The organism is Metabacillus sp. SLBN-84 (assembly GCF_053629595.1).
This window is the reverse complement of record NZ_JBRJIP010000005.1, coordinates 23,054-48,628: the sequence shown is the minus strand read 5'-3', so window position 1 is coordinate 48,628 and position 25,575 is coordinate 23,054. Positions and strand designations below refer to the sequence as shown.

The 25,575-nt window shown below is 44.4% G+C and carries 26 protein-coding genes; 9 read left to right on the top strand and 17 right to left on the bottom strand.

Annotated elements, in window-relative coordinates; genetic code table 11:
• The first annotated feature begins 88 nt into the window (after positions 1 to 88).
• Genes RKD52_RS21390 through RKD52_RS21380 form a run of 3 tightly spaced genes read left to right on the top strand, consistent with a single transcriptional unit; the run spans position 89 to position 4,259 of the window.
• Entirely contained in the window at positions 89 to 1,849 is a 1,761-nt protein-coding gene (locus RKD52_RS21390; protein WP_454101411.1) for a cache domain-containing sensor histidine kinase, read from the top strand.
• 5 nt (positions 1,850 to 1,854) lie between these two features.
• A complete protein-coding gene (locus tag RKD52_RS21385) occupies positions 1,855 to 3,000 on the top strand; it encodes a response regulator transcription factor (protein ID WP_454101410.1) in 1,146 nt (381 codons plus the stop codon).
• On the top strand, positions 2,997 to 4,259 hold the full coding sequence (locus RKD52_RS21380; protein WP_454101409.1) for an ABC transporter substrate-binding protein: 1,263 nt from the start codon (positions 2,997 to 2,999) through the stop codon (positions 4,257 to 4,259). The genes RKD52_RS21385 and RKD52_RS21380 overlap by 4 nt, the downstream gene beginning before the upstream one ends.
• Positions 4,260 to 4,316: 57 nt before the next feature.
• Here RKD52_RS21380 and RKD52_RS21375 read toward each other — a convergent pair whose 3' ends face one another.
• The gene (locus RKD52_RS21375; protein WP_454101408.1) at positions 4,317 to 4,871 is read right to left on the bottom strand and encodes a GNAT family N-acetyltransferase; all 555 of its coding nucleotides are present in this window, start codon (positions 4,869 to 4,871) and stop codon (positions 4,317 to 4,319) included.
• A 171-nt stretch (positions 4,872 to 5,042) separates the two neighbouring features.
• Here RKD52_RS21375 and RKD52_RS21370 point away from each other — a divergent pair, with 171 nt between their 5' ends.
• The 4 genes from RKD52_RS21370 (at position 5,043) to RKD52_RS21355 (ending at position 9,927) form a co-directional block, all read left to right on the top strand.
• Positions 5,043 to 6,509 (top strand): glycoside hydrolase family 68 protein, encoded by a 1,467-nt coding sequence (locus RKD52_RS21370; RefSeq protein WP_454101407.1) that lies wholly within the window; start codon positions 5,043 to 5,045, stop codon positions 6,507 to 6,509.
• Between the two features lie 74 nt (positions 6,510 to 6,583).
• Positions 6,584 to 8,158, top strand: coding sequence for a glycoside hydrolase family 32 protein (locus tag RKD52_RS21365; RefSeq protein ID WP_454101406.1), 1,575 nt, complete (start codon positions 6,584 to 6,586; stop codon positions 8,156 to 8,158).
• Positions 8,159 to 8,281: 123 nt separating this feature from the next.
• Positions 8,282 to 9,070 carry a phytanoyl-CoA dioxygenase family protein gene (locus RKD52_RS21360; protein WP_454101405.1) on the top strand — a complete coding sequence of 263 codons (789 nt, stop codon included), beginning with the start codon at positions 8,282 to 8,284 and terminating at the stop codon, positions 9,068 to 9,070.
• The gene (locus RKD52_RS21355; protein ID WP_454101404.1) at positions 9,067 to 9,927 is read left to right on the top strand and encodes a helix-turn-helix domain-containing protein; all 861 of its coding nucleotides are present in this window, start codon (positions 9,067 to 9,069) and stop codon (positions 9,925 to 9,927) included. Before RKD52_RS21360 ends, RKD52_RS21355 begins: the two co-directional genes overlap by 4 nt.
• Positions 9,928 to 9,966: 39 nt before the next feature.
• Here RKD52_RS21355 and RKD52_RS21350 read toward each other — a convergent pair whose 3' ends face one another.
• The gene (locus tag RKD52_RS21350; RefSeq protein ID WP_454101403.1) at positions 9,967 to 11,085 is read right to left on the bottom strand and encodes a mandelate racemase/muconate lactonizing enzyme family protein; all 1,119 of its coding nucleotides are present in this window, start codon (positions 11,083 to 11,085) and stop codon (positions 9,967 to 9,969) included.
• A 162-nt stretch (positions 11,086 to 11,247) separates the two neighbouring features.
• On the opposite strand from RKD52_RS21350, the gene RKD52_RS21345 reads away from it, so the two are divergent.
• On the top strand, positions 11,248 to 12,075 hold the full coding sequence (locus RKD52_RS21345; RefSeq protein WP_454101402.1) for a hypothetical protein: 828 nt from the start codon (positions 11,248 to 11,250) through the stop codon (positions 12,073 to 12,075).
• 160 nt (positions 12,076 to 12,235) lie between these two features.
• Here the strand turns inward: RKD52_RS21345 and RKD52_RS21340 are convergent, their stop codons facing one another.
• The 8 genes from RKD52_RS21340 to RKD52_RS21305 form a co-directional block, all read right to left on the bottom strand.
• Positions 12,236 to 12,943 carry a hypothetical protein gene (locus RKD52_RS21340; RefSeq protein ID WP_369736081.1) on the bottom strand — a complete coding sequence of 236 codons (708 nt, stop codon included), beginning with the start codon at positions 12,941 to 12,943 and terminating at the stop codon, positions 12,236 to 12,238.
• 208 nt (positions 12,944 to 13,151) lie between these two features.
• Positions 13,152 to 14,036, bottom strand: coding sequence for an ROK family protein (locus tag RKD52_RS21335; RefSeq protein WP_454101401.1), 885 nt, complete (start codon positions 14,034 to 14,036; stop codon positions 13,152 to 13,154).
• Positions 14,037 to 14,135: 99 nt separating this feature from the next.
• A complete protein-coding gene (locus RKD52_RS21330) occupies positions 14,136 to 14,633 on the bottom strand; it encodes a PTS transporter subunit EIIC (protein WP_454101400.1) in 498 nt (165 codons plus the stop codon).
• Positions 14,614 to 15,465: a PTS sugar transporter subunit IIC gene (locus tag RKD52_RS21325; RefSeq protein ID WP_454101399.1), complete on the bottom strand. Its 852-nt coding sequence runs from the start codon at positions 15,463 to 15,465 to the stop codon at positions 14,614 to 14,616. The genes RKD52_RS21330 and RKD52_RS21325 overlap by 20 nt, the downstream gene beginning before the upstream one ends.
• A 12-nt stretch (positions 15,466 to 15,477) precedes the next feature.
• Positions 15,478 to 16,884, bottom strand: a complete 1,407-nt coding sequence (locus RKD52_RS21320; RefSeq protein ID WP_454101398.1) for a GH1 family beta-glucosidase — start codon at positions 16,882 to 16,884, stop codon at positions 15,478 to 15,480.
• A 15-nt stretch (positions 16,885 to 16,899) separates the two neighbouring features.
• Positions 16,900 to 17,208, bottom strand: a complete 309-nt coding sequence (locus RKD52_RS21315) for a PTS sugar transporter subunit IIB (RefSeq protein WP_369736077.1) — start codon at positions 17,206 to 17,208, stop codon at positions 16,900 to 16,902.
• A 1-nt stretch (position 17,209) separates the two neighbouring features.
• Positions 17,210 to 17,551, bottom strand: coding sequence for a PTS lactose/cellobiose transporter subunit IIA (locus tag RKD52_RS21310; RefSeq protein ID WP_454101397.1), 342 nt, complete (start codon positions 17,549 to 17,551; stop codon positions 17,210 to 17,212).
• Positions 17,552 to 17,685: 134 nt separating this feature from the next.
• Positions 17,686 to 18,399, bottom strand: a complete 714-nt coding sequence (locus RKD52_RS21305; protein ID WP_454101396.1) for a GntR family transcriptional regulator — start codon at positions 18,397 to 18,399, stop codon at positions 17,686 to 17,688.
• 219 nt (positions 18,400 to 18,618) lie between these two features.
• Here RKD52_RS21305 and RKD52_RS21300 point away from each other — a divergent pair, with 219 nt between their 5' ends.
• The gene (locus tag RKD52_RS21300) at positions 18,619 to 19,104 is read left to right on the top strand and encodes a hypothetical protein (RefSeq protein ID WP_454101395.1); all 486 of its coding nucleotides are present in this window, start codon (positions 18,619 to 18,621) and stop codon (positions 19,102 to 19,104) included.
• A 139-nt stretch (positions 19,105 to 19,243) separates the two neighbouring features.
• On the opposite strand, the gene RKD52_RS21295 is transcribed toward RKD52_RS21300, so the two are convergent.
• The 7 genes from RKD52_RS21295 to RKD52_RS21265 form a co-directional block, all read right to left on the bottom strand.
• A complete protein-coding gene (locus tag RKD52_RS21295) occupies positions 19,244 to 19,573 on the bottom strand; it encodes a hypothetical protein (protein WP_454101394.1) in 330 nt (109 codons plus the stop codon).
• Between the two features lie 509 nt (positions 19,574 to 20,082).
• Positions 20,083 to 20,436 carry a DUF1048 domain-containing protein gene (locus tag RKD52_RS21290; RefSeq protein ID WP_454101393.1) on the bottom strand — a complete coding sequence of 118 codons (354 nt, stop codon included), beginning with the start codon at positions 20,434 to 20,436 and terminating at the stop codon, positions 20,083 to 20,085.
• 30 nt (positions 20,437 to 20,466) lie between these two features.
• Positions 20,467 to 20,787, bottom strand: a complete 321-nt coding sequence (locus tag RKD52_RS21285) for a PadR family transcriptional regulator (protein WP_309194724.1) — start codon at positions 20,785 to 20,787, stop codon at positions 20,467 to 20,469.
• 228 nt (positions 20,788 to 21,015) lie between these two features.
• A complete protein-coding gene (gene tatC / locus RKD52_RS21280; RefSeq protein ID WP_454101392.1) occupies positions 21,016 to 21,741 on the bottom strand; it encodes a twin-arginine translocase subunit TatC in 726 nt (241 codons plus the stop codon).
• 63 nt (positions 21,742 to 21,804) lie between these two features.
• Positions 21,805 to 22,011, bottom strand: coding sequence for a twin-arginine translocase TatA/TatE family subunit (tatA, locus tag RKD52_RS21275; protein ID WP_454101391.1), 207 nt, complete (start codon positions 22,009 to 22,011; stop codon positions 21,805 to 21,807).
• Positions 22,012 to 22,030: 19 nt separating this feature from the next.
• Positions 22,031 to 23,917, bottom strand: coding sequence for an alkaline phosphatase D family protein (locus RKD52_RS21270; protein ID WP_454101390.1), 1,887 nt, complete (start codon positions 23,915 to 23,917; stop codon positions 22,031 to 22,033).
• A gap of 455 nt (positions 23,918 to 24,372) precedes the next feature.
• Positions 24,373 to 25,572, bottom strand: a complete 1,200-nt coding sequence (locus RKD52_RS21265) for an NAD(P)-dependent malic enzyme (protein WP_454101389.1) — start codon at positions 25,570 to 25,572, stop codon at positions 24,373 to 24,375.
• Between the last annotated feature and the right edge of the window lie 3 nt (positions 25,573 to 25,575).

Sequence of the window (25,575 nt, the reverse complement as noted above, 5' to 3'; positions counted from 1 at the left end):
CAAATCCTGCCGCGGTATGATTGACCAGGAATGCGGGTCTGATATGATGGCAGGATGCAGAAAGAACAATCAGAAAGGAGCGTCCCGTGTGAAAAGCATACAAAGCCGTCTGCTGCTTATGCTGCTGGTATTCATTGTGCTGCCGTATTTTCTGTCTGTTTTTTTCATTTATACATATACAAAAAGCAGTGTCGAGCAGTATGAGCTTGAAAACAGCCGGGAGCAGCTGCAGGAAAATGCGGAGGAGCTCGAACAGTATTTTGAGGAGATGATTGACTTCCCGTCTCTTCTTTACCGTAATCCGGACCTGTTCAGGATCTTCAACAACGGATTTGAAGATTCTATCTACTTCAGCCCGAAAACAATGGAAAAAAGTCTCGAAACCTTTTATCTGATGAGAAAGGAAATCAGACAAATGCGTTTTTATATTGATAAAAATAAAGAATCGTTTACGCTGTATAATGCCATGATCAGCACGCGCAGATACCAGCCGGATTTTCTCGAGCAGGGTCCGGTGAAAGAACTGTATGCATCTGATCTGAATTACATCATTGATCCGCCCCACGCGCTTATAAACTACAACAACGCAGCCATTGTTCCGGAATCGGATAAAACAGTGGTGCTGACGTTTCATCACAAAATAACAGACGTACTCTCCAAAAAATTTCTCGGAGTTATCTCAATTGATATCGACATGGGAGAGTACGCGCGCATCTGCAATAACCTTGTACAAGGCAATGATTCTTCTGTTTTGCTGCTTGATTCAAAGAACCGGGTCATGTATTCAAATGACAGATCCCTGATTGGCGAAGTCCTTCCAAACGGAGAAAAGGAACGTCTTGAAGGAAACAATCAGGATATTATTCTCTCTAAAGAGCTGTCCGGGTCCTTAAAAGGGTGGCAGCTGATTAAAAAATCTTCCAGTCAGGCTTTGTATGAGGATGTAAGGAAAACAGCCTATACGAATATTATCGTAGGGATCGGCGTGGGACTGCTCGGCCTTTTAATGATTGCGGTTATCTCAAACCGGATTACACGCCCAATTGCAAGCCTGAGCCAAAAGGTCCGCTCGATTGAAGGCGGAAACGAAAATGTTCCGTTTGATGACAGCCGGGATGATGAAATTGGTCACCTTGAGTCTCACATGAAGGATATGATGAACCGGATCAACACCCATATTGACCGGGAATATAAGCTTGAGATAGAGAACAAAAAAAATCAGTTCATGGCGCTGAAATCACAGATCAATCCTCATTTCCTGTTTAATGCCCTGCAGTCGATCGGAGCGGTTGCCCTTAGATCCAAGGCTCCAAAGGTATATCAGCTGATCACCTCACTGTCGAGAATGATGCGCTACTCCCTGCAGGCAGATCAGTGGGTGCGGGTCCGGGACGAGGTGGACTATACAAAAGCGTACCTTGCGCTGCAGTCCGAACGGTTCGGTGATTCAGTGAGCTATTCAGTCGAGATGGACGACACCATTTTGGACATGACGATTCCAAGCATGATTCTGCAGCCGCTCGCCGAGAACTTTTTCAAACACACGTACGAGGAAGGATTCAGCAGTGCTCATTTGCTTATTAAAGGTTCCGTTCAGGACGGACATCTTGATTTTTTGGTGGAGAATGACGGACCCGTACTGACAGAGGACAAGCTTGAGACATTGCGGAACAACATTTATACGCCCCCATTTGAGGGAACCTATTCAACCGAACATATCGGCTTGAAAAATATTCGTGACAGGCTCCTGCTCCGGTACGGACCCGGCGCACAGCTGCATGTTGATTCAATGAACGGAAAAGGATTTTCGGTCCGGATGAAAATACCGGTCTCAGGAGAAGGGAGCTGAACAAGGTGAAGGCACTGATTGTTGACGATGAGTTTAATGTGCGGGATGTCATTCGTCATCTGGGAGAATGGGAAAAGCACGGAATTACACAATTGCTTGAGGCAGGCAACGGCAAGGAAGCTAAAAAATGGATTGAAAAAGAAAAGCCGGAGCTGATTTTTACAGATATTAAAATGCCCGGCATGTCAGGCATGGAACTTATTGAGTGGCTCGATTCCATTTCTTATCCGGGGAAGGTCGTTTTTATTACGGGCTATAATGATTATTCCTATATGCGCAAAGCGATCCAGCACAGCAGCTTTGATTATCTGCTGAAGCCGATTGAATATGAAGCGTTTAATCATACGCTTGAAAAATCCGTTCAGGCCTGGATAGACGATTTTCAGCATGCCGAAGTGCTGGAAGATGCGAAAAAACTTAGAAGAAACCAGGTTGCAACCTCCATCTGTCACGGCGACAGGCCTGACGCAGAAAGTCTGGCCGAGTTTCTTCCTGAAGCAGATGACTATGAGCTGACTCTGCTTTCTTTTTATCAGATGCACCAGCCGGAACCCTATATTCAAAAACTGTCAGAAGAACTTATGAACCGCAGACTGGGAAATGCGTTTCACCTGCAGACAGACTTAAATCTCTGTCTGGTGATCACCACTCCGAACCAGTGGCTGACAGCGGAAGAATGGATCAGTTCAGAGTTTGACATCCCTGTAAGACTTGTCGAGGGGGAGTCAGCCATCTCCCTTGCACACATCAGATCCTCTTTTCAGGAGCTTCTGAAAAAACTTGAAAACCAGGAATTCAGATCAATCCACCGGCTGGATGAACTGGATGCTGCCCGCCGCATGGAAGATATCGTGTCCTATGTGGATACCTATTATATGGAGGATTTAAGCCTTGAAAAGCTGTCGAACGTATTCTTTTTAAGCCGGGAGCATATTTCGAGGAAATTCAAGCAGGAAACGGGAATGACCCTTTCCAAATATATGACGGATTTGCGGATCAAACAGGCAAAAAAATGGCTGCGGGAAACAGATAAAACCATCTATTCCATCTCTACCATGCTCGGTTATCAGGATGAAATCTATTTTTCCAAGCTGTTTAAAAAAATGGTCGGAATGACACCATTTGAATTCAGAAAGGAAGCGGCTGAATGAAAAAGGTTATTTATTTTATTGGAATTCTTCTGCTGCTTACTGCATGCAACAACGATGCCGCGCCGGAAAAACAGAACGTCAAAGAGGAAAAGATTACACTTGATCTGCGGAACCCTAAGATAGAGGTTTCCACCCAGTTCGAAGAAATGACGAAGGCTTATGAACGGGAAAATCCACATGTAAGGATTCGTGTGCATACAGTTGGCGGCGCCATGGATGATCTGTCAGATTTAAAAGCGGAAATGGCAGCCGGCAGCGGACCGGATATTTTCACTAACACCGGCTATGAAAATGCCAGGCTGTGGCAGGACTATCTAGAGGATTTATCCAATGAACCATGGGTGAATGACGCCTACCCCGAAGCTCTGGTTCCAATGAAACGGAATGGAAAGGTGTACGGCATGCCCGTCAACCTTGAGGGATATGGTTTTATCTATAACAGGGACCTTTTCAAAAAAGCAGGTGTTGCGAAACTTCCTGAAACACTATCTGAACTAAGAGCTGCGGCAGAAAAACTGAAAAACTCTGGGGTCACTCCATTTGCAACCGGCTATTATGAGGATTGGAAGCTCGGTGATCACCTCATGAACATCGCTTTTGCCCAGCAGGAAAACACCGAAGCATTTATTCAAAACCTGAACAGCGGAAAAGAAAAAATCAGCAATAATCAAAACTTTGAGGACTTGCTCAACCTGCTCGACCTCACTCTTCAGTACGGAAATGACAACCCGCTCACAACAGATTATGCAATGGAAGTCGACCTTTTCACGTCAGGCAAAGCAGCTGTCATTCAGCAGGGAAACTGGATCCAGCCGATGATTGATCAGGCTGCTCCGGATATGGACATCGGCTTTATGCCCATTCCGATCAACGACAGACCGGTGAAGGAATCTCTCGTTGTGAGTGTTCCAAATTATTGGGCCGTCAACAAGCAGTCCAGTCCCGAAAAGAAAAAAGAAGCTAAAAAGTTCTTGAACTGGATGGTCTCATCAGAAGAAGGAAAGCGGTACATGACCGAAGAATTCAAATTCATTCCCGCCTTCGATCATATTAAAGCAGAGAACCTCGGTACTCTTGCAGAAGAGACCCTGCAAACCTATAAAGAAGGCAGCGCCGTTCCGTCCAACTGGTTCGATTTCCCCGTCGGAATCCGCGAGGAATTCGGTGAAGCCACCCAGCTTTACGTCGGCAGACAGCTGAACAGGAAACAGCTGCTTAATGAATATCAGAAATCCTGGGAAAGGTTTTCAAAGGAATAGGCATACCGCTCAAGGAGAGGCGGTATGCCTTTTTTATCTATACTTGTTTTAAGAGATTCATGCTCTTCTTTTCTCCCAGTTTTCTCTTGTCAGCATCATATTGATCGAATCAATCCATTTCCCGTCGTGCTTCAATTCATCTTTATCAATGCTTACTGTTTCAAACCCCGACTTTTCATACACTCTTACTGCACGGGGATTAAAAGCGAACACACTCAGAGTCAGACTGTTTAAATCTGTTTTTTCAAACATGTAATCAATGATCAGCCGGGTTGCTTCTGTTCCGAGCCCGCGGTCCCTTCCTCCCGCACCGATCAGGATTCTGAAATTCATGCTGCGGTCTTCGGCATTATACAGATTAACAACCGCTTCTCCCACAAGCACTTGCCGTGCCTTGTCCACGATGGCAAGATCAAGGCGGTCGGACTGCTCATTTCTTGAGGCATACCATGTATATACTGTTTTCTTGTCATAGGCAGCTTCACTGCCGGTGTACTTCAGTACCACAGGATCTTTTAAACACTCTTCTATATAAGGCATATCCTCTTCCACAAGAAACGGCCTCAACTGGACGAATTCTCCGGTAAGGACTGGTTTAACAGCAAAATTCATTCTTTCTCCTCCCCTTTCTTTATCAATTCGACAAATTCGACTCTCTCCCTCTTAAATCCCATATCAATATACGACTAAATTCAGGTCAATATGTGCCATACCTGTTCTCTCAGGACTGACCTATAATTCAAGTTGTACTAGCAATCATACAAAAAACGAGGAGGAAGACTTATGAACTTTAGCAGGCTTGCCAAACAGGCAACAGCAGTAACACTCAGCACAGGCATTCTTTTAAGCGGCGCGGTAACCCAAACATCTGCAGCTCCAAAGGATCCGGCAGATTACAAAGAAACGTACGGTACTTCGCAAATCACTCGTTCTGCAATGAAAGACATGATTAACCAGCATGGTGATGCAAGATACACCGTACCAAAATTTGACGCTTCAAAAATTGAAAATATCCCTTCTGCCAAGAAAACAACAGAATCAGGGGAAACGATGGACCTTGATGTGTGGGATACATGGCCGCTTCAAAATGCTGACGGCACAGTGGCAGAATACAAAGGCTACCATATTGTTTTCGGTTTAGCCGGCGATCCTAAAAATGCAAATGACACATTTATCTACATGTTCTATAAAAAAGCCGGCGACAACTCCCTTGACGCCTGGAAAAATGCAGGACGCGTTTTTGACAGCAATGATAAAAACGTACCGAATGACCCTTACTTAAAACGTCAGTCTGAAGAATGGTCAGGTTCAGCTACATTCACAGAAGACGGAGAGGTCCGCTTATTCTATACAAACCGTGAAGCTTTCAATGCTGATGCAGGTTATTATGGAAAACAAACCTTAACAACGGCACAAGTAAATGTCTCTCAGCCTGATTCAAAATCACTTAAAATTGATGGCGTTTCTGATTATAAATCCATCTACGAAGGCAAAGACAGCAAATACTATCAGACAGTAGACAAGTTTGCTAAAGACGGAGCTCCGAATGACAACCATACATTCAGAGATCCTCACTATATTGAAGAAGACGGCAAGAAATACCTTGTGTTCGAAGCAAACACAGGCACTGAGTACGGCTATCAAGGGGAAGAATCACTTTACAATCAAGCATACTACGGCAACAGCAACAAATTCTTCCAGCAGGAAAAGAACGCTCTTTTTAACAGTGACAAAAAGCAGCTGGCTGAAGTAGCGAACGGCGCAATCGGAATCATTGAAATCAATGACGATTATACCCTTAAAAAGGAAATGAAGCCGCTGATCGTATCAAATACGGTCACTGACGAAGTGGAACGTCCGAACATCTTCAAAAAGGACGGCAAATGGTACCTGTTCACAAGCTCACGAGGTTCAAAAATGACGATCGACGGCATTGATAATCAGGATATCTACCTTCTTGGCTATGTAGCCGACTCACTGACAGGCAAGTTCAAGCCGCTTAACAAAACAGGCATCGTGCTTCATCATGACCTTGATCCAAATGATATTACCTGGAACTATGCTCACTATGCCATCCCTCAGGAAGACAGCGATGATGCCGTTGTCACAAGCTATATGACAAACAGAGGCTTCTTTGAAGACAACAAGTCAACCTTTGCTCCGAGCTTTAAGCTGAACATCAAAGGAAACAAAACATCGGTCGTAAAAGACAGCATCCTTGAACAGGGACAGATCACAGACGACGAGTAAGAACCAAAGAAAAAAGAGAAAGAAAATGTCACGGGGCATTTTCTTTTTTCTATATATAAAAAGTGGTGATGATTATGAGTAAAAAACAATTTCTCAAAAAAGGATACAAGACGGCAGGCATTATCCTGATCGGAATATGGATGACCGTCTCAACCGGCATATTGATCCACGCTTTTTTAAAAACAAAAGATGTTCCGCCAGCAGAAAAAGAAGAGCATTCATACCGGGCTGCCTATCATTTTACAGCCCCTGATCACTGGAAAAATGACCCGCAAAAGCCTGTTTACTACGAAGGAACCTACCATTATTACTATCTATATAATGGCGACTATCCGGACGGAAACGGCACAGAGTGGCGCCATGCGGTTTCAAAAGACCTCGTTCACTGGAAGGACGAAGGCGTCGCTATCCCGAAATATACAAACGCAAACGGAGATCCATGGTCAGGATCTGTCGTTATTGATAAAGAAAACACAGCCGGCTTCGGAAAAGACGCCTTTATTGCTGTCGTCACCCAGCCGTCAAAAGACGGACAGAAGCAGGAGCAGTTCCTCTGGTACAGTACAGATAAAGGCAAGACCTTTAAGTCTTACAGCGAAGAACCTGTCATGAAAAATCCCGGTACAAAGGATTTCAGGGACCCTAAAATCATCCGCGATGACATCCGCGGCAAATGGGTGATGACGATGGCAGAAGGAAATAAAATCGGCTTCTATGAATCAGACAACCTGAAAGACTGGCGCTATACAAGCAGCTTTCAAACCGAAAATATCGGTGTGCTTGAATGCCCTGATCTTTTCCGCATGCGGGCAGATGACGGCACTGAAAAGTGGGTGCTCGGCATGAGCGCAAACGGGAAAGAGTCAGGTAAGCCCAACACCTATGCCTACTGGACCGGCTCATTTGACGGAACTGAGTTCAAGCCTGATCACGAGGAACCGGAATGGCTTGACTACGGCTTTGACTGGTATGGAGGTGTTACATTTGAAAACGCAGAGTCAGATCCATTAGACAAACGTTACGCACTTGCCTGGATGAACAACTGGGCTTATGCCAATAACACACCAACGATGGAAGAAGGATTTAACGGCCAGGATTCTGTCATTCGTGAGATCAGGCTGACGCACGAAGCAAACAATCATTATTACCTTTCTTCAAAGCCCAGCGAAAAGCTGGATAAGCTGAACACCGTCACGAAAGCCTACAAGAGAATCGAAGTAGACGGCGCCAAAACCCTTGATGTCCGCGATGACACCTACATGCTGGAAGCGGACATCTCCTGGTCAGATCTGAAAAATGCCGGATTCCGGCTGCTTGAATCAGAGGATGGAAAACGGCACGCAGACGCAGGAATCTCTTCAACAGAAGGTTATTCCTTTGTGAACCGCGGACCCACAGGTCACCCGGACGAAAGCAATCAGCTCACAGAAAGCAAAGCACCGTTTGATGCAGGCAAAAAAAAGGTGCATATGAAAATTCTTGTTGATAAAACAAGTGTGGAAGTGTTCATAGATGACGGGAAGACCGTTCACTCCAATCTTGTTTATCCAAACCCCGGCGACAAAGGAATCACGCTCTTTTCCGACGGAGGGAAAGCCGTATTTGAGAATGTGAAAATCAAACATTTAAAAACCGTTCAGACAAAATGAAGACAAAAAATTGCTGTTAGTAATGACAGCAATTTTTTGTGTATATTGAGCACAAATCAATATAGCCTATCAATAAACTTTCTTCTATAATGAGGTTATTCAAGGGATTAAGGGGGAGACGGAATGAATTTACACGGTTTAACTATTGAACAAAAAATGATGTGGGAACGAGACGGATACTTGGTTTTTGAGGATTTTTTGCCGCAAAAAGAAACCGCTTACTATAATGAGAAGCTGGATCAGGCGATGACAGTATTTCGCGAGGAAAACCGCAAAAATCCTGAAACAGGTGTCCTTGATCATGTTGATCAAATCTGCGGAATCATTGAGCATGAAGAGGCATTTCTTGAGCTGATGGAAAATCCAAAAATGATGAATGTTATGCGGGATCTGCTTGGAGACCAGTTCGTGATGATCGATAACGACGGCTTAATCAAGCCTCCGAAAAAAGCAGCTCATACAAACTGGCACCGCGACACAGGCACAACGTTGTTTGTCGATGAAAAACCAGTTCCCTTTATGATTAAAGTGTTCTACTTCCTATCCGACGTAAGCTATGACGGAGGATGTCTTGCTTTCCTTCCGGGAAGTGTCCACATGAACAATGATGAACTGCCTAAGGTTGAAAATCAGGAAGATATGCCGGGGCATGTTCGAATGAATGTGAAAAAAGGAACAGCGGTTGTTTTTCACGGTTCTGCCTACCATTCAGCTTTAAACAATTTCTCTGAGGAAACAAGACGCTCCCTCATTTTCAATTACGCTCCTTCCTTCGTCCGCACCTGGCCGGGATATGAGCCTTCAGAAGCTTTAAAAGCAAAAGCGGATACAAACCTGCGAAAAATGCTTCTCGGCATGTCGCCATGGTGTTCCGATGCAAAGGCGTTTGAAGAAGAAGCTGTCAGTCAATGAGCGAAAAAAAATACTTTGAACATGTTTATTCGCCGAGCGGGTTTGCCCGCTCGCATTTGTTTTTCCCTTTAATCGGCGGATTCAATAAAATGTCGCCTGAGTTTTATTTTGAACGTGACTATTATCCGGCATGGGAATTTCTTTATGTTACCTCCGGCAGAGGCTGGTTTGCCATAAATGATCAATGGATTAAACTCGAACCGGGTGACGGGCTCCTGTACGACATGAGACTCCCCCACAAATATAAAGCAGACCCTGAAGATCCGTACGAAATGATGTACCTCGTCTTTAATGGCGATGAAATAAAGCATCTCATGGAAAAATGGTTTCCATCCCCCTCCACTTTAATCAGAGGCACGGCAGGAAAAGACGAATATGAAACAACGCTTATCCGGATTTTAAAAACGGGCGACTCGGCTGATGACAAAGAAGAAACCGAAATCAACATTCTCATTTATCAGATGCTGACACAGCTGCTGAAATACAGCAGAGTCGAACCGAAAGACCTGAACAGAGCAAAGCCTGAGGCACTTGAACACGGCAGAATGTACATGGAAGAACATTTCTCTCGAGCAGCAGACATTCAGGATGCTGCCAAAGCGGCGGGCTTAAGCTATTACCACTTCATCCGCCAGTTTAAGCGATATTATGGCGTTTCACCTAAAGAATACTTAACCAAGCTGAAGATCGGACATGCGAAAAAGATCCTGATCTATTCAGACAATCAAGTGAGCGAAGTTGCAGAGGCAGCCGGCTTTAGCAGCTATAACGCATTTTTGACAACATTTCTTCAGCATGAAGGCGTCTCTCCGACTCATTTCAGGAAGACATGGCGCTTGTCGAGGTATCATTATTAATATATAAAAGAGCTTGTGAGATTTCTCTCACAAGCTCTCTTACATTACTCTGAATCTTTTTTCCGCCTCAGGATCAATCTCTATTCCAAGACCGGGACGATCCGGAAGATTTACGTAACCATCCTCAAATACGACCGGATTTTGGACAAGCGTTCTCGCAAGAGGTGAATCGGAAACTGTATATTCCATCAGAAATCCATTAGGAATACTGGCGGCAAAATGAGTGCTTGCAGCGACCAATATACCCGTTTTAAATGCGTGTGGGACGATCCTTTTATGCTCGGCATAAGCAAGATCAGCAATTTTCTTTCCTTCCGTCAATCCTCCGCACCTGCCCAGGTCAGGCTGGATAATATCCACCCCTCCTACTTTAATGAGTCTCTCAAACGCTTTTCTTCCGCTCTCATTTTCTCCTGCAGCGATATGAATATCCGTTGCTGCAGAAAGCATGGCATAGCCCTCCAGATCATCCGGAGATAGCGGTTCTTCTATCCACTGTACACCATACTCTTCAAACCGCCTGGCCATTTTGACGGCATGCTTGGCATCCCAGCGCTGTCCGATATCAATCATAAGCTCTGTCCGTTCTCCGATAACAGACCGAATGGCCTTCACAGCCTCAACATCAAAATATTCGTCTTCGCCAAATGGACCCCAGCCGAATTTCATTGCTTTATACCCCATGTCCATATACTTTTCTGCTGACAAGCAGGCTTCTTTGATCGTTTCCGGCATAACGAGGCTTGCGTAAGCTTTTACACGGTTTCTGTATACACCGCCAAGCATTTGAGCAGTTGTCCGCTCTGCCGCCTTGCCGACAATATCCCATAAAGCCATATCAATTCCGCTGATGGCGTGGATGGCTGCCCCCTGCCGCCCGTAATAAGAAGACCCCTGGAACATTTTGTTCCAGAGCCTCTCGCGGTCAAAAGGATCCTCTCCAATAATAAGACTCTTTAATCCTGTGCTGATTAAATGAGAAGCAGATGCTTCAATAATAGCTTTTGCCACTTCAGGCGAAGAATCAACCTCTCCTATCCCCGTAATGCCTTCATCTGTATGAACGCGGACAAGCAGGGTATCCTGTGTCCCGTCACATCGGAGGGCATCAATTTCCGGCAGGCGCAGGTATATGGCTTCTACGTCAGTAATTTTCATTTGTTCTTCACCTTTTTCATATGAAATGATTGTACACATACCGCTTGAATTATTATAACTTTCTGAATTTACTATGACAATCATTACGTTTATTGTGACAAGTGGTTTATACTTACTTCCAAAGAGGAAATGAAGGGTAAATTAATGAAGGGAAGGCATCGCATGACAACTGAAGCTGCATTCAAAAGACACAAGCGCTTTTTGGAAACTTTGGAAATCTCTCCTTATCTCGTCAGAAATGATGTCAATGACTACCGTGTCGGTGTATATTCCAAATTCGGAAAAACAAAAGGGTATGTAATTATAGCTTTCGACGGAAAAGAATGCGAAAAAGAAGAAGCAATCGCTCCTTTCCGGTTCTTTGTCACATTCAATGAATATTTAACTGGCATTACTCATCAAGGGCAAATTGAGATGAATAAACCGACAGACGTTTTCCAGAACACAATCCAGTTACTGGATGAAACGAGACCTCATATTGAAAGTAATCTGAATCAACTTGAACGGGCCAAGTCCAACGTTACTCAGCTGGATGAAGGTTATAAACAGTTCGAAGGAATGTATAAAGAGGCGATGAAGACGTATGAGGCTGTAATAAAAGAGGGATTGTTAACGAAGGAAGATGTAGAAACAATCATTCGTCTAATGGATGAGTTCACTTTACTGCAGTACAGACTGCTTCATCTGCAGGTTGCAGCAAAACCGTTTTTTGAAGCAGTGGTAGCTGAGCTTAGGACAAAAACGCCTGCTGGAAAGGATAAAGAAACTGTAGAGACAGCACTAGACATCTTCACCTTTTTGACAGAGAAAAAATACTTATCCGAACTGGATGAGAGCCTTATTGCTTTTGAAAGCAAGATTCACGGTGAGCGAGTCACCTTTTATCAAAATCCAAATCCCGGCTGGGAAGAGCAATTTCTTCAGCATACCAATGAGCGAAGCGAATTCCAGTTTCAGAATGAAGCCCTGCTGATGCTCAGAAATAAATGATTGAACAAAGTTGAAAAATGCAGATATTTCCCCGGGAATGAGATCACCTTTTGCCGATACAGACCGATTTCTATCATATCGTGTCTATTGAAGGTATATCGCTGCGCGATACAATAAAAAAAGAGTCAATCCTCTTATGATGGGGTTGACTCCTGTTTTGTTATTTTTTGAATAAGGAAAAAAGCCAGTTCCAGCTTTCTTTAGGCCCCTGCATTCTCTCTTCAAGTCGCCTGTTAAAATCGTTCTGCGAGTTCCATTCCTGCTTCTGCTCGTCACGCATAGCCTGTATTTCTTTTTGGAGCAGCTCGCTCTTTTGTTTTTCCTCTTCAAGCAGCGCTTCATAGTGAGCTGTTTGCTGCTGAATCAGCTTTTCCATCTTCACGTTCGTCTTGTGAGCTGAATTTCCGATTGTGGAGCTGATGACGTGGTGATCCTGCTGAAGTCTGGAAACAGCTGTTTTCAGGTGAGACATATCGTTTTTCAGCTCCAGATTCATTTCCCTCGCAGCTGCAAGCTCATTCACCACATACATCAGAGCTTCTTTCAGCTGAGCCGGATCATTCGGCAGCTGATTGTATGTACCTGATACAGCAATTTCTGACGTATCGGATTCAGTTAAACGCTCCTTTTGCAGTTCCACTAGATCTTTTGCCGTATCGTCCAGCGGCTTGTCCGTATCGCGGAGCGCTATAAGCGCATTCAGATCAGTCTGAACGAAAATCCGCCTGTCTCCATCTTTTAAGAATTCATATCCGTTCCGTTCTAAGATTTGGCCATACTTACGGACGGTGGGCGTTGCAATTCCCACTTCCTCGGCTGCTTCCTTTGAAGAAAATGCCCGTTCATTCGGTTGTATATCGCGTCTCATATCGGCCCCCCTTTCCTTTAACTATGAAGGCTTTCCTTCCTTTTTGCAAGCTGTATCGCCGGGCGATACGAGGATGAATCAGTTAAATGATGAAAAGCTAAAGAAAAAGCCTCATTCATACTTGAATCAGGCTTTATTTGCTGGTATTCACTTATAGTATTCGAACCTGTACACCCCAATTTAGTCTGTGGTTCTTCTTTTTTCTGTTTTACTCCATGTTTTTTGAAGCGATATGATGATAGACTGCACCGATTATACCTGATTGGTTTCCGAAACTGGCAGGCTTCATTACTGCTGAGAATGCCGGCTCAATTTCCAGGATCCGCTGCTCTAATTCATGCATGAATGTTTTTCTTGAAATAATGCCTCCTCCGATATAAAAAACAGGCGGTGCAAATACATAATATAAATTCAATATGTTCATTGCAAGACCGGTGTATAAGTCACCGACAAGATGCGAGGCAGTTTCTTCCCCGTTGTCATAGGCTTCAAAGATTTGCTCGCCGGATACATCTTGAAAAGGGATGTTCTTGCACTCTGCGTATTTCTGACGGAGAATTGCAAGCGTCGCTGATTTGTTAAACTTATGACTTTCTGCAACGTCACTTGTAACGTGTTCACTGAACATGTGCCCGAACTCACCTGAGCGGTTGCGCACCCCGCGGTAAAGAGCGTCGTTCAAGTAAATGGCACCGCCAATACCCGTTCCAATCGTCAGAAAAAGAAAGTCCCGCTCTTTCTTTGCACTGCCTTTCCATTTTTCCGCCAGCGCTGCACAATTTGCATCATTTTCTGCACTTATAGTCAGGCTGGGATATCGCTCTTTAAAGTAGTCAAAAATGTTGAAGCCATTAAAATCGACAATCGCACCGCCCATTTCAATGAAACCCGTGGCCGGATCAATATACCCCGGAATACTGAGAGCTAGACCTGCTGTATCCGAATCGATCTGCCTTTCAATTTGAGATAGAATCGTCTCTCCTTTTCTGTTCTCCAAAGACAGTTTCCCGGACTCAATAAGGTCACCTGCAAGAGAAAATTTCCCGATTTTCAAATCGGTTCCGCCGATATCAAAAGCTAATAGATGCTTCATCTGTATCTCCTTCTTTCCTATTTAATATGGCCACTCTCATGAAAATAAAGAATTACCCCCTGCATCTGTGTACGGGGGGTAATTTTTTATTCAGTTCTTTCAGGCAATCGCACTTTCTGACTGTTCTTTTGCTTTAAGCTCTTCGCCGTAAGATAAACGATCCTGCATTCTGACGAATGGAAGATAGATTGCCACAGACATCGCAATCGTTGCAAGCTGCAGCAGGGCAGCTCTCCAGCCGCCAATCAAAAAGCCGGAAACAATCGGCGGTGTTGTCCAAGGAACCTGAAGGGCATTGAACGGTTCTACCCATCCCCAAATGATGGAGAAGTAGACCATGAACGATGCAAGTGCAGGAACAACGATAAATGGAACAAACATGATTGGGTTGAACACAATCGGCATACCGAAAATGATTGGTTCGTTGATGTTAAATAGTCCTGGACCAAGAGATAATCGGCCGAGCTGCTTTAAGTGTGACGACCTTGCCACCATAAGAGCCGCGATAATGAAACCGATCGTAATCCCCGATCCTCCGAGTTTTGTAAACACATCCAGGAATTGAATGGTTACAATTTTAGCATTTTCTCCCGACAACCAGTGCTTCACCAGAATCAATAATTGCCTGGTTTTGCAGGGCATTGGCTGTAAGAAGCGGTCCCATAACCCCCATGATGATGGCAGCACCATGAATTCCGCACCACCATAGAAGGGACATCAAGACCATGATCAGGACAGCTCCAGTAAGCGTGTCCGTCAAGTTTTGCACAGGCACTTGAAGCAGTGTATAAACAACCTCAGTAAATGTCTTATCAGCAAAAGCCTGACAAAGTGCAAATACAATGACTGCAGCTGTGATAACTGCAAATCCCGGAATTAAGGCAGAGAACGAGTTCGCTACACCAGGCGGAACACCATCCGGCATTTTAATGCGAATGTCGCGTTTAATAAATTGTGCGTAAACGAATCCGACAAATAGTCCGACTACAATGGCTGCAAGTACACCTTGTCCGCCGGTCCAGACTTTTGGAATAACGCCTGTGACCGTTTCGCCGTCTTTTGTCAGTACAGAAGCCTGAGTAATGATCAGGAATGCGATGATTCCTAAAATACCAGCCGGCGTACCTTCTATTTTTTCATTCTTAACGTATGAGTATGCAATTCCAAAGACGCCGATCAGCGCCAGAATATCAAATGTAGAACCGACAACCTGAGTAAGCGGAAGGCTCCACTGTTCACCGAACAATTTTACCATAGTTTCTGCCCAGCCAGGAATCGGAGCAGCAAGAATGAGCAGGAAAAGGGAGCCGATAATGGTCATCGGCATGGTTAAAATAAATCCATCCTTAATTGCAAGTGTCGGTTTCGCATTTGCAAATCGAAGGAAGAAAGGCATGAACTTTTCAAATATACTTTCTAAGCGGCCCATCTGATTGCCTCCTTAAAGTTCTTCTGCGCGAGTGGCGATAATATCCTTGTACCAAAAGAACGACTGCTTCCGTTTTCGTGCAAGACCATTTTTATGATCAACGTAGATAAATCCGTATTGTTTTTTGTATCCATTCAGCCAGCTCAGCAAATCAATGACAGACCAGGCAAAGTATCCTGAAACATTAATTCCTTCGCTTACGGCATTCTTTACAGCTCTTAGATGACTCTCAATATAGTCGATTCGGGGCTGATCAAGAATCTCTTCACCGGCGATCGGGTCTTCATCTCCCAAACCATTCTCAGTGATATACATCTTGATGTTTCCGTAACGCTCTTTAAGCATGCGCATACCATCGAGGAATGCGTCAGGAGCGATTTCCCAGCCCCATTTCGTATACTCTTTGTCATCCATCATGACTGTTTTGTATACGCCGTCGAATGACGGGTTTCCAGGTTTGCCTGTTGAATTCTCGCGGCCGCCTGACATAACAAGTGCTGAATCGTTTTTCATGACCCGCTGCGGGCAGTAATAGTTCAGTCCGATGAAATCATTCATAGGAGCCGTCCGGCGAAGCAGAGCAAGCTCTTCCTCCGTCATATCCGGAAGCAGACCTTGAGCTTCAAGGGCATCCGTTACGTATTCAGGGTAAGATCCTTTTAAGATCGGATCGTAATACCAGTGTGTTGAATAGGCATTCGCATGTTTTTCTGCAAATTTATTTTCTTCTTCGTCATCGATGCTGAACGCAGGGTTGAATACGTGAGTAATACCGATTTCGCCCTCATAGCCTGACTTTTTAAAGCTTTCCACTGCACGTGCATGAGCAACAAATACATTATGTGTTGCCTGGAAGTAGGCTTTGGCATCCCCTTCGATTCCCGGCGGATGTGCGCCTGTTAAGTAGCCTAACGAACAGAAGATAACGGTTTCGTTAAAGGTAATCCAGTTTCGTACACGGTCGCCGAAAGCTTTGAAGCAAACTTCAGCAAATCTGACAAATGCATCCGATGTTTTCGTGTTACGCCATCCTCCGTCTTCTTCAAGAGGCTGCGGCAGATCCCAGTGATACAGGGTCACAAACGGGATAATGCCATATTTCAAACATTCATCAATGACATTGTTATAGAAATCCAAACCCTTTTGGTTTACCTCTCCAGTACCGTCAGGGATAATGCGTGTCCAGGCAATCGAGAAGCGGTATGATTCCAGTCCCATTTCTGCCATGAGCGCGATGTCTTCTTTATATCTGTGATAGTGGTCAATGGCCACATCACCGTTCGTTCCTTCAAATGTTTTACCGGGAATCTTTGAAAAGACATCCCAATTTGAAACTCCTTTACCATCCTCGTTCCATGCACCCTCTACTTGGTAAGAAGCCGATGCTGCACCGAATAGGAAATCCTTTGGCATTTTCAAGTTCATTCACCCCGTTTATTTATTTGCTAGTTTCATTGCCTGATCAAATACTTTTGCGCCGTTCATCATGCCGTAGTCAACCGTATTGACCACATCAATCGCAACACCTTTTGGTTCACAGATTGATTTACCTTTATTCAGTAAGTACTTCACCTGAGGACCAAGCAAAGCGACATCAATTTCATCCGCATACTTCTCCATCTCTGATTCAGGGTAAGCTGCAATTTTAGCCTCTACACCGCGCTCAGCGGCAACCGCTTTCATTTTCTCCACTAACATACTAGTTGACATGCCTGCTGCGCAGAAAAGTCCGATCTTTACCATCTCAATTCATCCCTTTCAAATTGTTAATTTCTTTTTGCATCGTCATCATATGATCCAATAGCTCTTTTACTAAAATCGTATTCATTAAGTGATCCTGGGCGTGAACCATCAGGACGCCGACTTTTGCTGATTTTCCCTGAGCCTCAAGTGTGACAAATTTTGTTTGAATCGCGTGTGCTTCTTTTAAAATCGAATCACCTTTCGCTACTTCAGCTTCTGCCTCTTCGATTTTGTTTTCTCTGAGCAGATGCAAGGCTGCATGATAACTTGCTTTCGCATCTCCTGAAAATGCGATCAATCCAAAAATATCTTCAGGGCTTATTTCAATTGCTTGTTCAACCATCTATGAACACCCTTTCATAAGTATGATTCAAATTCATAGGTACAAATTTTATAAACTTATAATAACTTACTAGATTTCAAATGTAAACCCTTTTATTTAATCAAAAAAAAGAGAGCCCTCAGCCCTCTTCACACTTAACTACCTTTCATATTCGATACTTTCAGTAATTTCACATGTTTGAAATGATGCACGGACTGTGAATAATCAAAGATTGCGCCGTTTGTTAAACAAACCGTATTATCCACAACTAAAGCCGGATCATTTTCCTTTAACCCCAGCAATTCAGCCTGCTCAGACGTAAGATAGTCTGCGCCGATGATTCTGTCTGCAAAGCCGATCGCAAGTTTCTGGTCATTTCTCAAATAATTATAAATCGATTTCTTCACGATATTTTCATCTAGATATTTCACAAGGTCTTTGTTGAAATAAGAGGTTTCAATCGAAAAAGGATCTCCATCAACATATCTCAGCCTTTTCACATAATAAACAGATGTACCTGCTTTGCAGCCCATATTGACTGCCAGATCCTCATCTGCCTCTATCAGTTTAAAATCAAGAAGTTTATTTTCTACAAGGCGGTCACTGAAATCGTTCGTTACCCCCTGCAGCCTCTCAAGATTGACGTGTCCTCTGTTGTGGTGGTTGCGGATAAACACACCGCTTCCCTGAACTTGATACACATATCCCTTATTAACAAGAATATCAATTGCTTTACGAACGGTGTTGCGGCTGACCTGATATTTTTCGGCATATTCATCTTCCGTCAGCAGTTTATTCGTTTTCTGATAAACATGGCGGATAATATCAGACTCTATCTGGCCGGCCACTTGAAGATACTTTGGAGTCATTCTATTTGGCACCTCTCTATACATACTAAAAACTAGAAATTATTATAGCAGAAAAAATTGTAAACGAATTCATAAAAATATCATACTTTATTTTTTAAGAGAATCAATCCTGCTGAAAAAGGATCCAGATCCATTTTGCCTCCGGGTAGGCATCCGCACACTCATTTAGGTATTTGCCCGCATAACGTACATAAGCGTACGAAGGATGGAGGCTTATCCATGAAAAATTTTTATGCGTTTCAAGGAATCGTCACAGCTATCAGTGATTTTAACACAGGTCAAAGCGGCGACGGCTGCATTAAAATATTTACAGCAGAAAATCAATCGGGCTCCACTGTAAATTTCATTGTGTCACCTGCCACTTATTTTGTCGACTATGCAATGGTATCCACAGGAGATCTTGTGACTGGATATTATGACGGAAATGCACCTGTTCCGCTCATCTATCCGCCCCAATATCAGGCACTGGTGATGGTAAAAGAAAGCCAGAATCAAAATGTGAAAGTATCGTATTTCAACAATCAGCTCGTGAGCAGCGACGGACAGCTCAAGCTGAACCTTTCGCCTTTTACGCAAGTATTGCTGACAAACGGCCAGGCTTTTACGGGCAATCCCGCTAACCGTGATCTTGCCGTCATTTACGGTGCTTCCACGAAAAGCATTCCTGCTCAGACTGTTCCTTACAGGGTGATTGTGCTTTGCTGAATCCAATGGGAAAAGGCCCATTCTTTGCTTCAGCAAAGAATGAGCTTTTTTAATTCTTCTTCATGGAAAACCGGGTGTTTGAAGGCAAAAAGTCATTCAGGGGTGTTAAGAGGGTTTCTGAGTGAGGATATCATGTGGGCTAACTAAAACTAACCCTTACATTTCCTTCTTTTTCTGCTGCTGACATACAAATAGATAAAAAGTCCTGTATTTGTTTGATCTCCCACTTAACGAATTCACTTTCCGGTATTCTATTGATTTTCCAGAATTTCCGATATTCGTTCAAAGCTTTTTCGATTTGCTGCATGGAAAAAGACGAGCTGCTGCCTGTTCCGCTGACTCCTCCGTTAAATTCGTCTGCATCAAGTACACCGTATACAATTGACGCGTGTCCATTACCCATACTGAAACGAAGATAGGCAATTTCCTCTCCTGCCTGATTGTAACCGCAAATATCATGTCCCATCATTTGTCCTCCTTTAAAATTGAACGTACATAAGAATACAATTCCATAAAGGTTTTAAACATTGTTTACAAATGGATTCACCTCCTTTAGATGGAGTTTTGTTGAGGTTTTTAGGATCATTGCTAAAATTGAATCATTAGAATTGTTAAAAATGAGAGGGTTTATCCGCGGTAAAACAGGTGGATTTTTATAGGATAAAAGACTTAGTTTTCTTCTTTAATAATCACACTTTCCTCGGTTCCAGTCAATATACGGACGGAATATTCACCTAATTTTTACAATTAATTAACACGCAAGGACTGCTCAATCATTTGAGCAGCCTTCTACATGGCCAGCGGCCTGATGCTTATCCCAGCTTGCGGCATGATTCATCCTAATTCCTCCCATATAAATTTTGTTGAATGACTCACAACAGCTATTAAGTCTTACTTGTAACACGTATCACTTAGTACACGACTAAAAAATACCTGAACAGCGAAGGTGGCCATTTACAAGAATAGCCGGCTATTCAGTCAAGATTTTTTATCATTTTTCCCCAATTGCTTCCTAATACTCTGGTTCAGATTTTCACGCTGCTTGGCGGCATAGGTTTTCGCGTTTGCCACAAGTTCATCAGCAAATGCAGCCACATCCTCTCCAGTAATCTCCAGCACTTGTCTGCCTTCTGCCGCTCCGCCTTCAAACAATTCAATCAGCTCATATTGGATATGCAGCATATCCATCCCGCTGCCTGAAGAGAAACCCCACATATAATGCTGAATTTTCTTAAAAACAAACTGATAATCCTCCGGCAGGGCTTCAACCCGTGCCATCATCGTTCTGTATTCTTTTTTGTCGCCAATCATTTTTCTAAACCAGTCCATCATCTTGTTTCCTCCTTTAATCACAGCTAATTCCTAATTTGACTTCAGAACATTAATTTTCGCAGATACAAAATCCCATTTTCTCCAAAAAAGATCAAGTTCCTTTCTGCCTGCTTCATTCAGCGTGTAAAACTTGCGGGGCGGGCCCATATCCGACGGTTTTTTTTCAATGTTCACCAGTTGTTTTTTTTCCAGACGCACAAGGATGGTGTAAACTGTCCCTTCCACTACTTCCGTAAATCCAAGTTCATTCAGACGGCGGGTTATCTCATAGCCATACGTTTCATGGCGGCTGATAATCTCCAGCACGCACCCCTCAAGCGATCCCTTCAGCATTTCCGTTAAATTTTCTATGTTGGGAACCTCCTTTATTTTGTGTGACATATTCAAACGCTATTCAGTATTGCTTATTACTTATATATAGTATTACTTAGTAGTAATGGTGTCAACTGCTTTAACATTTTTTTCATTTGCGGTTTCGAGAGCAGCAAAAAGAAGCTCCACACAAGTTTCATCAACTCATGGGAAGCTTCTGGGCAGAGTAGGTGTATAAACGGCTTGGCATAGGTGAAAATTCCAGCATCACACATTATGCGATAAAGCAGTCACTGTCTTCTTCTGCGAACGCCACGCACAGAGCCAGATGCTGATTTCGTACAGCATAATCATCGGAATGAGCACGAACAGCTGGGAGACAAAGTCCGGCGGCGTTATGACGGCCGACAGGACAACGAGTCCGAAATAGACGTACTTTCGGTATTTCCTCATAAACTCAGGAGTTAACAGCCCGATTTCTGTTAGAAATAAGACGACGGCCGGCAATTCAAAGAGCAGTCCCAAGGGCAGGATGATCTGAAATAAGAACCGGAAGTATTTTTCCGCCGTGAACATCGTCTCAAACATCCCGTCAGACAGCGACACGATAAACTCAAACACCATCGGAAAAACGAAAAAGTAGCCAAACGCCACTCCGCTCACAAATAAAAAGAATAACAATGGAATGAATATCAAGGCTGCCGAACGTTCCACCGGTTTCAATGCAGGCTTGATGAATGCCCACACCTGATAGGTGATCAGCGGAATACAGCAGGCAAACGCGCAAATACTCGCTAGTGTAAAATAGATCCACAGAATATCAGAAGGCCCAAGGACTGTGAGCTCAAGCTCTGCGTCGTTAAGGATCCAGCGGTAGATGTGCTCCACACTTAAAAATCCGGCTATCAAGAGAACCGCATAAGCAACAGCCACTGTGATTATCCGCTTCCGCAATTCCATCAAATGATTCTGGATAAACTCCTGTTGTGTCATCTTCACCCCTCCATCTTAGAAAAAGAGAGACCGCACGAAGCCAAGTCCCTCCCTTTTCTGCTCTTAAGATTCTCTTTGAACAGGAGCCGTTTCTTCTTTCTTCGCTTTCTTCGGCTCTTCTTCTGACATCAAGTCTTTCGTGCCTTTCTTGAACTCACGCAGGGTTACCCCAAAAGAACGTCCGATTTCCGGCAGTTTTGAAGGTCCGAATACAATTAATGCAATGATGACAATTAAAATCAGGCCTGGAACTCCGATATTTTGCAGCATGAAAACGCCCTCCTGTTTTTTAAAGTATGCTTCCTTGTAAAACGTTTATTTTCACTTCACCGTTCGGCACTTCACATTGCCACAGCAGCTTTTTGGATGCCTGAGGCTTTTCGATATTATCGACAGAGTAGGCAGTCCAAGTTGCTTTTGTCTTGCTGAGCTGCAGCACGGCATATCCGTGAGTTGTGCTGTCAAACAAGTCAATCCATGGATTTTCTATTTTCACGATATTTTGAAGCTCTTTAAAAAGCAGCTCTGCTGTAAAAGTTGAAACGCTGCTGAATTTCCCTTTTAACCGTTTCACCAGCTCATCTGCTGCGTCCATTGGAATTGGACTTGAAACATCAGGTATTGAGTTCATGGAGTTGCGAAGGGATTCTCTCAAGTTACTGGATGTGACAGAACCGACCATCAGCTCCACACCGAACTTTTCACCGCCGCGTTTATATTCATTTTGCATGTAAGATGCTTCGAACGTGTGAAAATCGCCGGTCAGCGCAAGGAAGTTTTTGATTCCATTGTCAAGCACCGTTTGGGCAATCTGCTGTCTTTCATAAGCATAGCCGTCCCATGCATCAAGGTTCAGATATCTCCCCAGCGCTTTCAATTGTGTTACCTGTACTTCATTGCCCCAGATCTTCCACGTTCCCTTGGCGTTTTTCAGCTCATTTAAGAACCACTCTTTCTGGGTTTTCCCGAGCATCGTACGGCTCGAAAGGTTAATATCCTCACATCCGCGTGCCAGGTAGCGGTCCAGCGTACCTTGTCCGCAAGGGTGCGCACTTCGGTAAAGACGCTCATCCGTCATGATGATCGATGCAAGATTTCCGAGCGTAATGGTGCGGTAGATTTTAACGGAATCTTCAAATGTTCCATTTGGATTGTAAGGGACACGTGCCGGAATGTATTCAAACCATACCTGATTCGCAACAAGTCGGCGGGCCGGATCGGATTCCGGATTATCATCCGGTGCGACGGCCGGATAATACGTGTCGTTGGCAAACTCATGGTCATCCCAGATTCCGATCATGGCATGCCTTTCATGAAGCTTTTGCAGGTCCTTGTCCGAGCGGTACGTCTGGTACAGCTTGCGGTAGTCCTGAATCGTGAACGCCTTGCTCTGTCCGCTGGGCAGTTTGATTTGGCGGCCATCAATATTCCCCTGGTAGGCAGCGTCGCCGACCGACTCATAAATGTAGTCTCCGAGATGCAGGAAAAAGTCCAGTTCCTCATCCGCCATGTGGCCTAGCGCGTTAAAATAGCCGTTGGTGTAATCCTGGCACGACACATATCCGATCGATGCTGACTGCACATCCGCACCTTCTTGCGGCAGTGTCTTGAAACGGGCTGTCTTACTGACAAGTCCGCTCTTTGTAATGAACCGGTAATAGTAAGTCTGACTGGAAGCAAGCTCACCATCCAAATCAACACGCACAACATGGTCATGGTCCTTCCAGATCGGAGAGAAACCTCTCATTTCCACTTCAGAAAAATCTTCTTTTTTACTTATCTCAAACATAATGAATTTACCTTGATTAATGCCGTCTTCTAATGAAGCATCGTTTGAAGCTTCATTTTCAAGCCAGTAAATGACTTCACTGGAGAATTCCTTATTCGTTAAACCAGTCTCCAAAGAAGGATCAACCCTTGTCCAAAGCATCGCACCCGTCGGCGTCGGATCACCTGACGCAACAGACTGCGGGAACCCTTTCCCAATCGCTTGTGATGCAGCATAAGGCTGAACTGCTGTTGCCGCTTCCGCACGGGAAACCATCGACGTCAAACGGGAGATTCCGGACGTCTCCAGTGCCATAACCGCAGATCCTGCCAGAAAATACTTCAGGAACGTCCTGCGTGATTTATCGTAATTACTGCCTGATTGATGCTGATCATGATTCTTGTCCAAGGTAATTCCTCCTTCAAGATGTCTTCACCCATGATTCTACCGGCTCAATTTAAAGGCAGTAATAAGGACTTATTACAAGGCGTTTATAAGAATGTAAAGGGGAGGTAAAAAGCGGTGAAGGATTTGGATTATTTTCAAAAGATTTGTATTGGAAGAAATAAGAGGAATGAATAGTGCGTCTTTAAAGATAAATCCAGCTGCAGTCAGAGTGTTATGTAAAAAAAGAGGCTGGATAAACCATTAGGGAGATTGAATTGCATTTCCTTTAAAATAGCCAATTTGTACGCTATCTGAACACTGGCCTATGATTATACCGCAAGAAAGCCTGCGACTCTTAATCTACAGGAAACTGCTAGAGAACCTCCAAACAGTCTGACATAAAAGGAAGAAAACAAAAAAGGTGAATTTGAGCAGTTTACACTCAAATTCACCCTATTTGTGTTGTTAATCCTTCATCAAACTTCCTGAAGCTTTCCAATCCTTGCAACTCCTGCAGCAACTGCAGCTTCACCGACAGCAGCAGCGACGCTTGAGACAACTCTTGGATCGAGAGCATCCGGAATAATGTAGTTCGGGTTCAGCTCATCTTCGGTTATAAGCTCCGCAATGGCGCGGGCGGCTGCGAGGTTCATTTCCATCGTGATATCGACAGCCCGGACATCAAGGGCACCCCGGAAAATGCCGGGGAAAGCAAGAACGTTGTTGACCTGATTCGGGAAGTCCGAACGGCCGGTGCCGACGACCGCCGCACCTGCAGAGAGCGCCTCTTCAGGGAAGATTTCAGGGGTCGGATTGGCAAGTGCCAGGACAATGGCGTCTTGATTCATGGATTGAACCAATTCTCCGGTCAGAGCACCGGGTCCGGATACACCAATGAACACATCGGCTCCTTCAATGGCATCTTTCAGTGTCCCGCGGGTTCTTGCACGGTTTGTTTCCTCTGCAATTTTTGCCTGGCTTGGATTCATCCATTCCTCGCCCGGGCAGAGAATGCCTTCAAGGCTGACCAGGGTGATATCCTGTATCCCTGCTTCAAGGAGGAGCTTCGCAATGGCAATGCCGGCAGAGCCTGCTCCGTTCAGCACCAGCTTGATTTCCTCCTGTTTTTTCTTCACAAGGCGCAGTGCATTGATCAGTGCAGCGTAGACAACAATGGCCGTTCCATGCTGGTCATCATGAAAAACCGGGATGTTCAGCTCTTTTTTCAGTCTCTCTTCAATTTCAAAGCAGCGCGGGGCTGCAATATCCTCAAGGTTTACGCCCCCGAAGGTCGGTTCAAGTGCTTTGACGATTTTCACGATTTCATCCGGATCTTTTTCGTCAAGACAGATCGGGAAAGCATCGACTCCACCGAACTGCTTAAACAGCATAGACTTTCCTTCCATGACCGGCATGGCGGCTTCAGGGCCAATATCTCCCATACCAAGCACGGCAGTTCCGTCCGTCACGATGGCGACCATGTTGCTGCGCGCCGTCAGGCTGAAGCTTTCTTCGCTGTTCTCAGCAATCATGCGGCATGATTCTGCTACGCCAGGCGTGTAGGCCAGGCTTAAATCCTGGGCCGATTGAATATCCATTTTTCCTGTGATCTCTATTTTTCCCGCAAGTTCCTGATGGAGCTTTAGGGCTTTTTCTTTTATCAATGCTTCATTCAATGT

Coding starts and splice junctions, on each gene's coding strand:
- RKD52_RS21295 (WP_454101394.1), bottom strand. CDS start 19,573: ATGATGGGACATGATATTTGCGGTTACAATCAGGCAGGAGAGGAAATT.
- tatC (WP_454101392.1), bottom strand. CDS start 21,741: ATGACACAACAGGAGTTTATCCAGAATCATTTGATGGAATTGCGGAAG.
- RKD52_RS21335 (WP_454101401.1), bottom strand. CDS start 14,036: ATGAAGCATCTATTAGCTTTTGATATCGGCGGAACCGATTTGAAAATC.
- tatA (WP_454101391.1), bottom strand. CDS start 22,011: ATGCTGCAAAATATCGGAGTTCCAGGCCTGATTTTAATTGTCATCATT.
- RKD52_RS21315 (WP_369736077.1), bottom strand. CDS start 17,208: ATGGTAAAGATCGGACTTTTCTGCGCAGCAGGCATGTCAACTAGTATG.
- RKD52_RS21345 (WP_454101402.1), top strand. CDS start 11,248: ATGACAACTGAAGCTGCATTCAAAAGACACAAGCGCTTTTTGGAAACT.
- RKD52_RS21325 (WP_454101399.1), bottom strand. CDS start 15,465: ATGGGCCGCTTAGAAAGTATATTTGAAAAGTTCATGCCTTTCTTCCTT.
- RKD52_RS21365 (WP_454101406.1), top strand. CDS start 6,584: ATGAGTAAAAAACAATTTCTCAAAAAAGGATACAAGACGGCAGGCATT.
- RKD52_RS21310 (WP_454101397.1), bottom strand. CDS start 17,551: ATGGTTGAACAAGCAATTGAAATAAGCCCTGAAGATATTTTTGGATTG.
- RKD52_RS21350 (WP_454101403.1), bottom strand. CDS start 11,085: ATGAAAATTACTGACGTAGAAGCCATATACCTGCGCCTGCCGGAAATT.
- RKD52_RS21380 (WP_454101409.1), top strand. CDS start 2,997: ATGAAAAAGGTTATTTATTTTATTGGAATTCTTCTGCTGCTTACTGCA.
- RKD52_RS21355 (WP_454101404.1), top strand. CDS start 9,067: ATGAGCGAAAAAAAATACTTTGAACATGTTTATTCGCCGAGCGGGTTT.
- RKD52_RS21340 (WP_369736081.1), bottom strand. CDS start 12,943: ATGAGACGCGATATACAACCGAATGAACGGGCATTTTCTTCAAAGGAA.
- RKD52_RS21370 (WP_454101407.1), top strand. CDS start 5,043: ATGAACTTTAGCAGGCTTGCCAAACAGGCAACAGCAGTAACACTCAGC.
- RKD52_RS21375 (WP_454101408.1), bottom strand. CDS start 4,871: ATGAATTTTGCTGTTAAACCAGTCCTTACCGGAGAATTCGTCCAGTTG.
- RKD52_RS21360 (WP_454101405.1), top strand. CDS start 8,282: ATGAATTTACACGGTTTAACTATTGAACAAAAAATGATGTGGGAACGA.
- RKD52_RS21300 (WP_454101395.1), top strand. CDS start 18,619: ATGAAAAATTTTTATGCGTTTCAAGGAATCGTCACAGCTATCAGTGAT.
- RKD52_RS21305 (WP_454101396.1), bottom strand. CDS start 18,399: ATGACTCCAAAGTATCTTCAAGTGGCCGGCCAGATAGAGTCTGATATT.
- RKD52_RS21290 (WP_454101393.1), bottom strand. CDS start 20,436: ATGATGGACTGGTTTAGAAAAATGATTGGCGACAAAAAAGAATACAGA.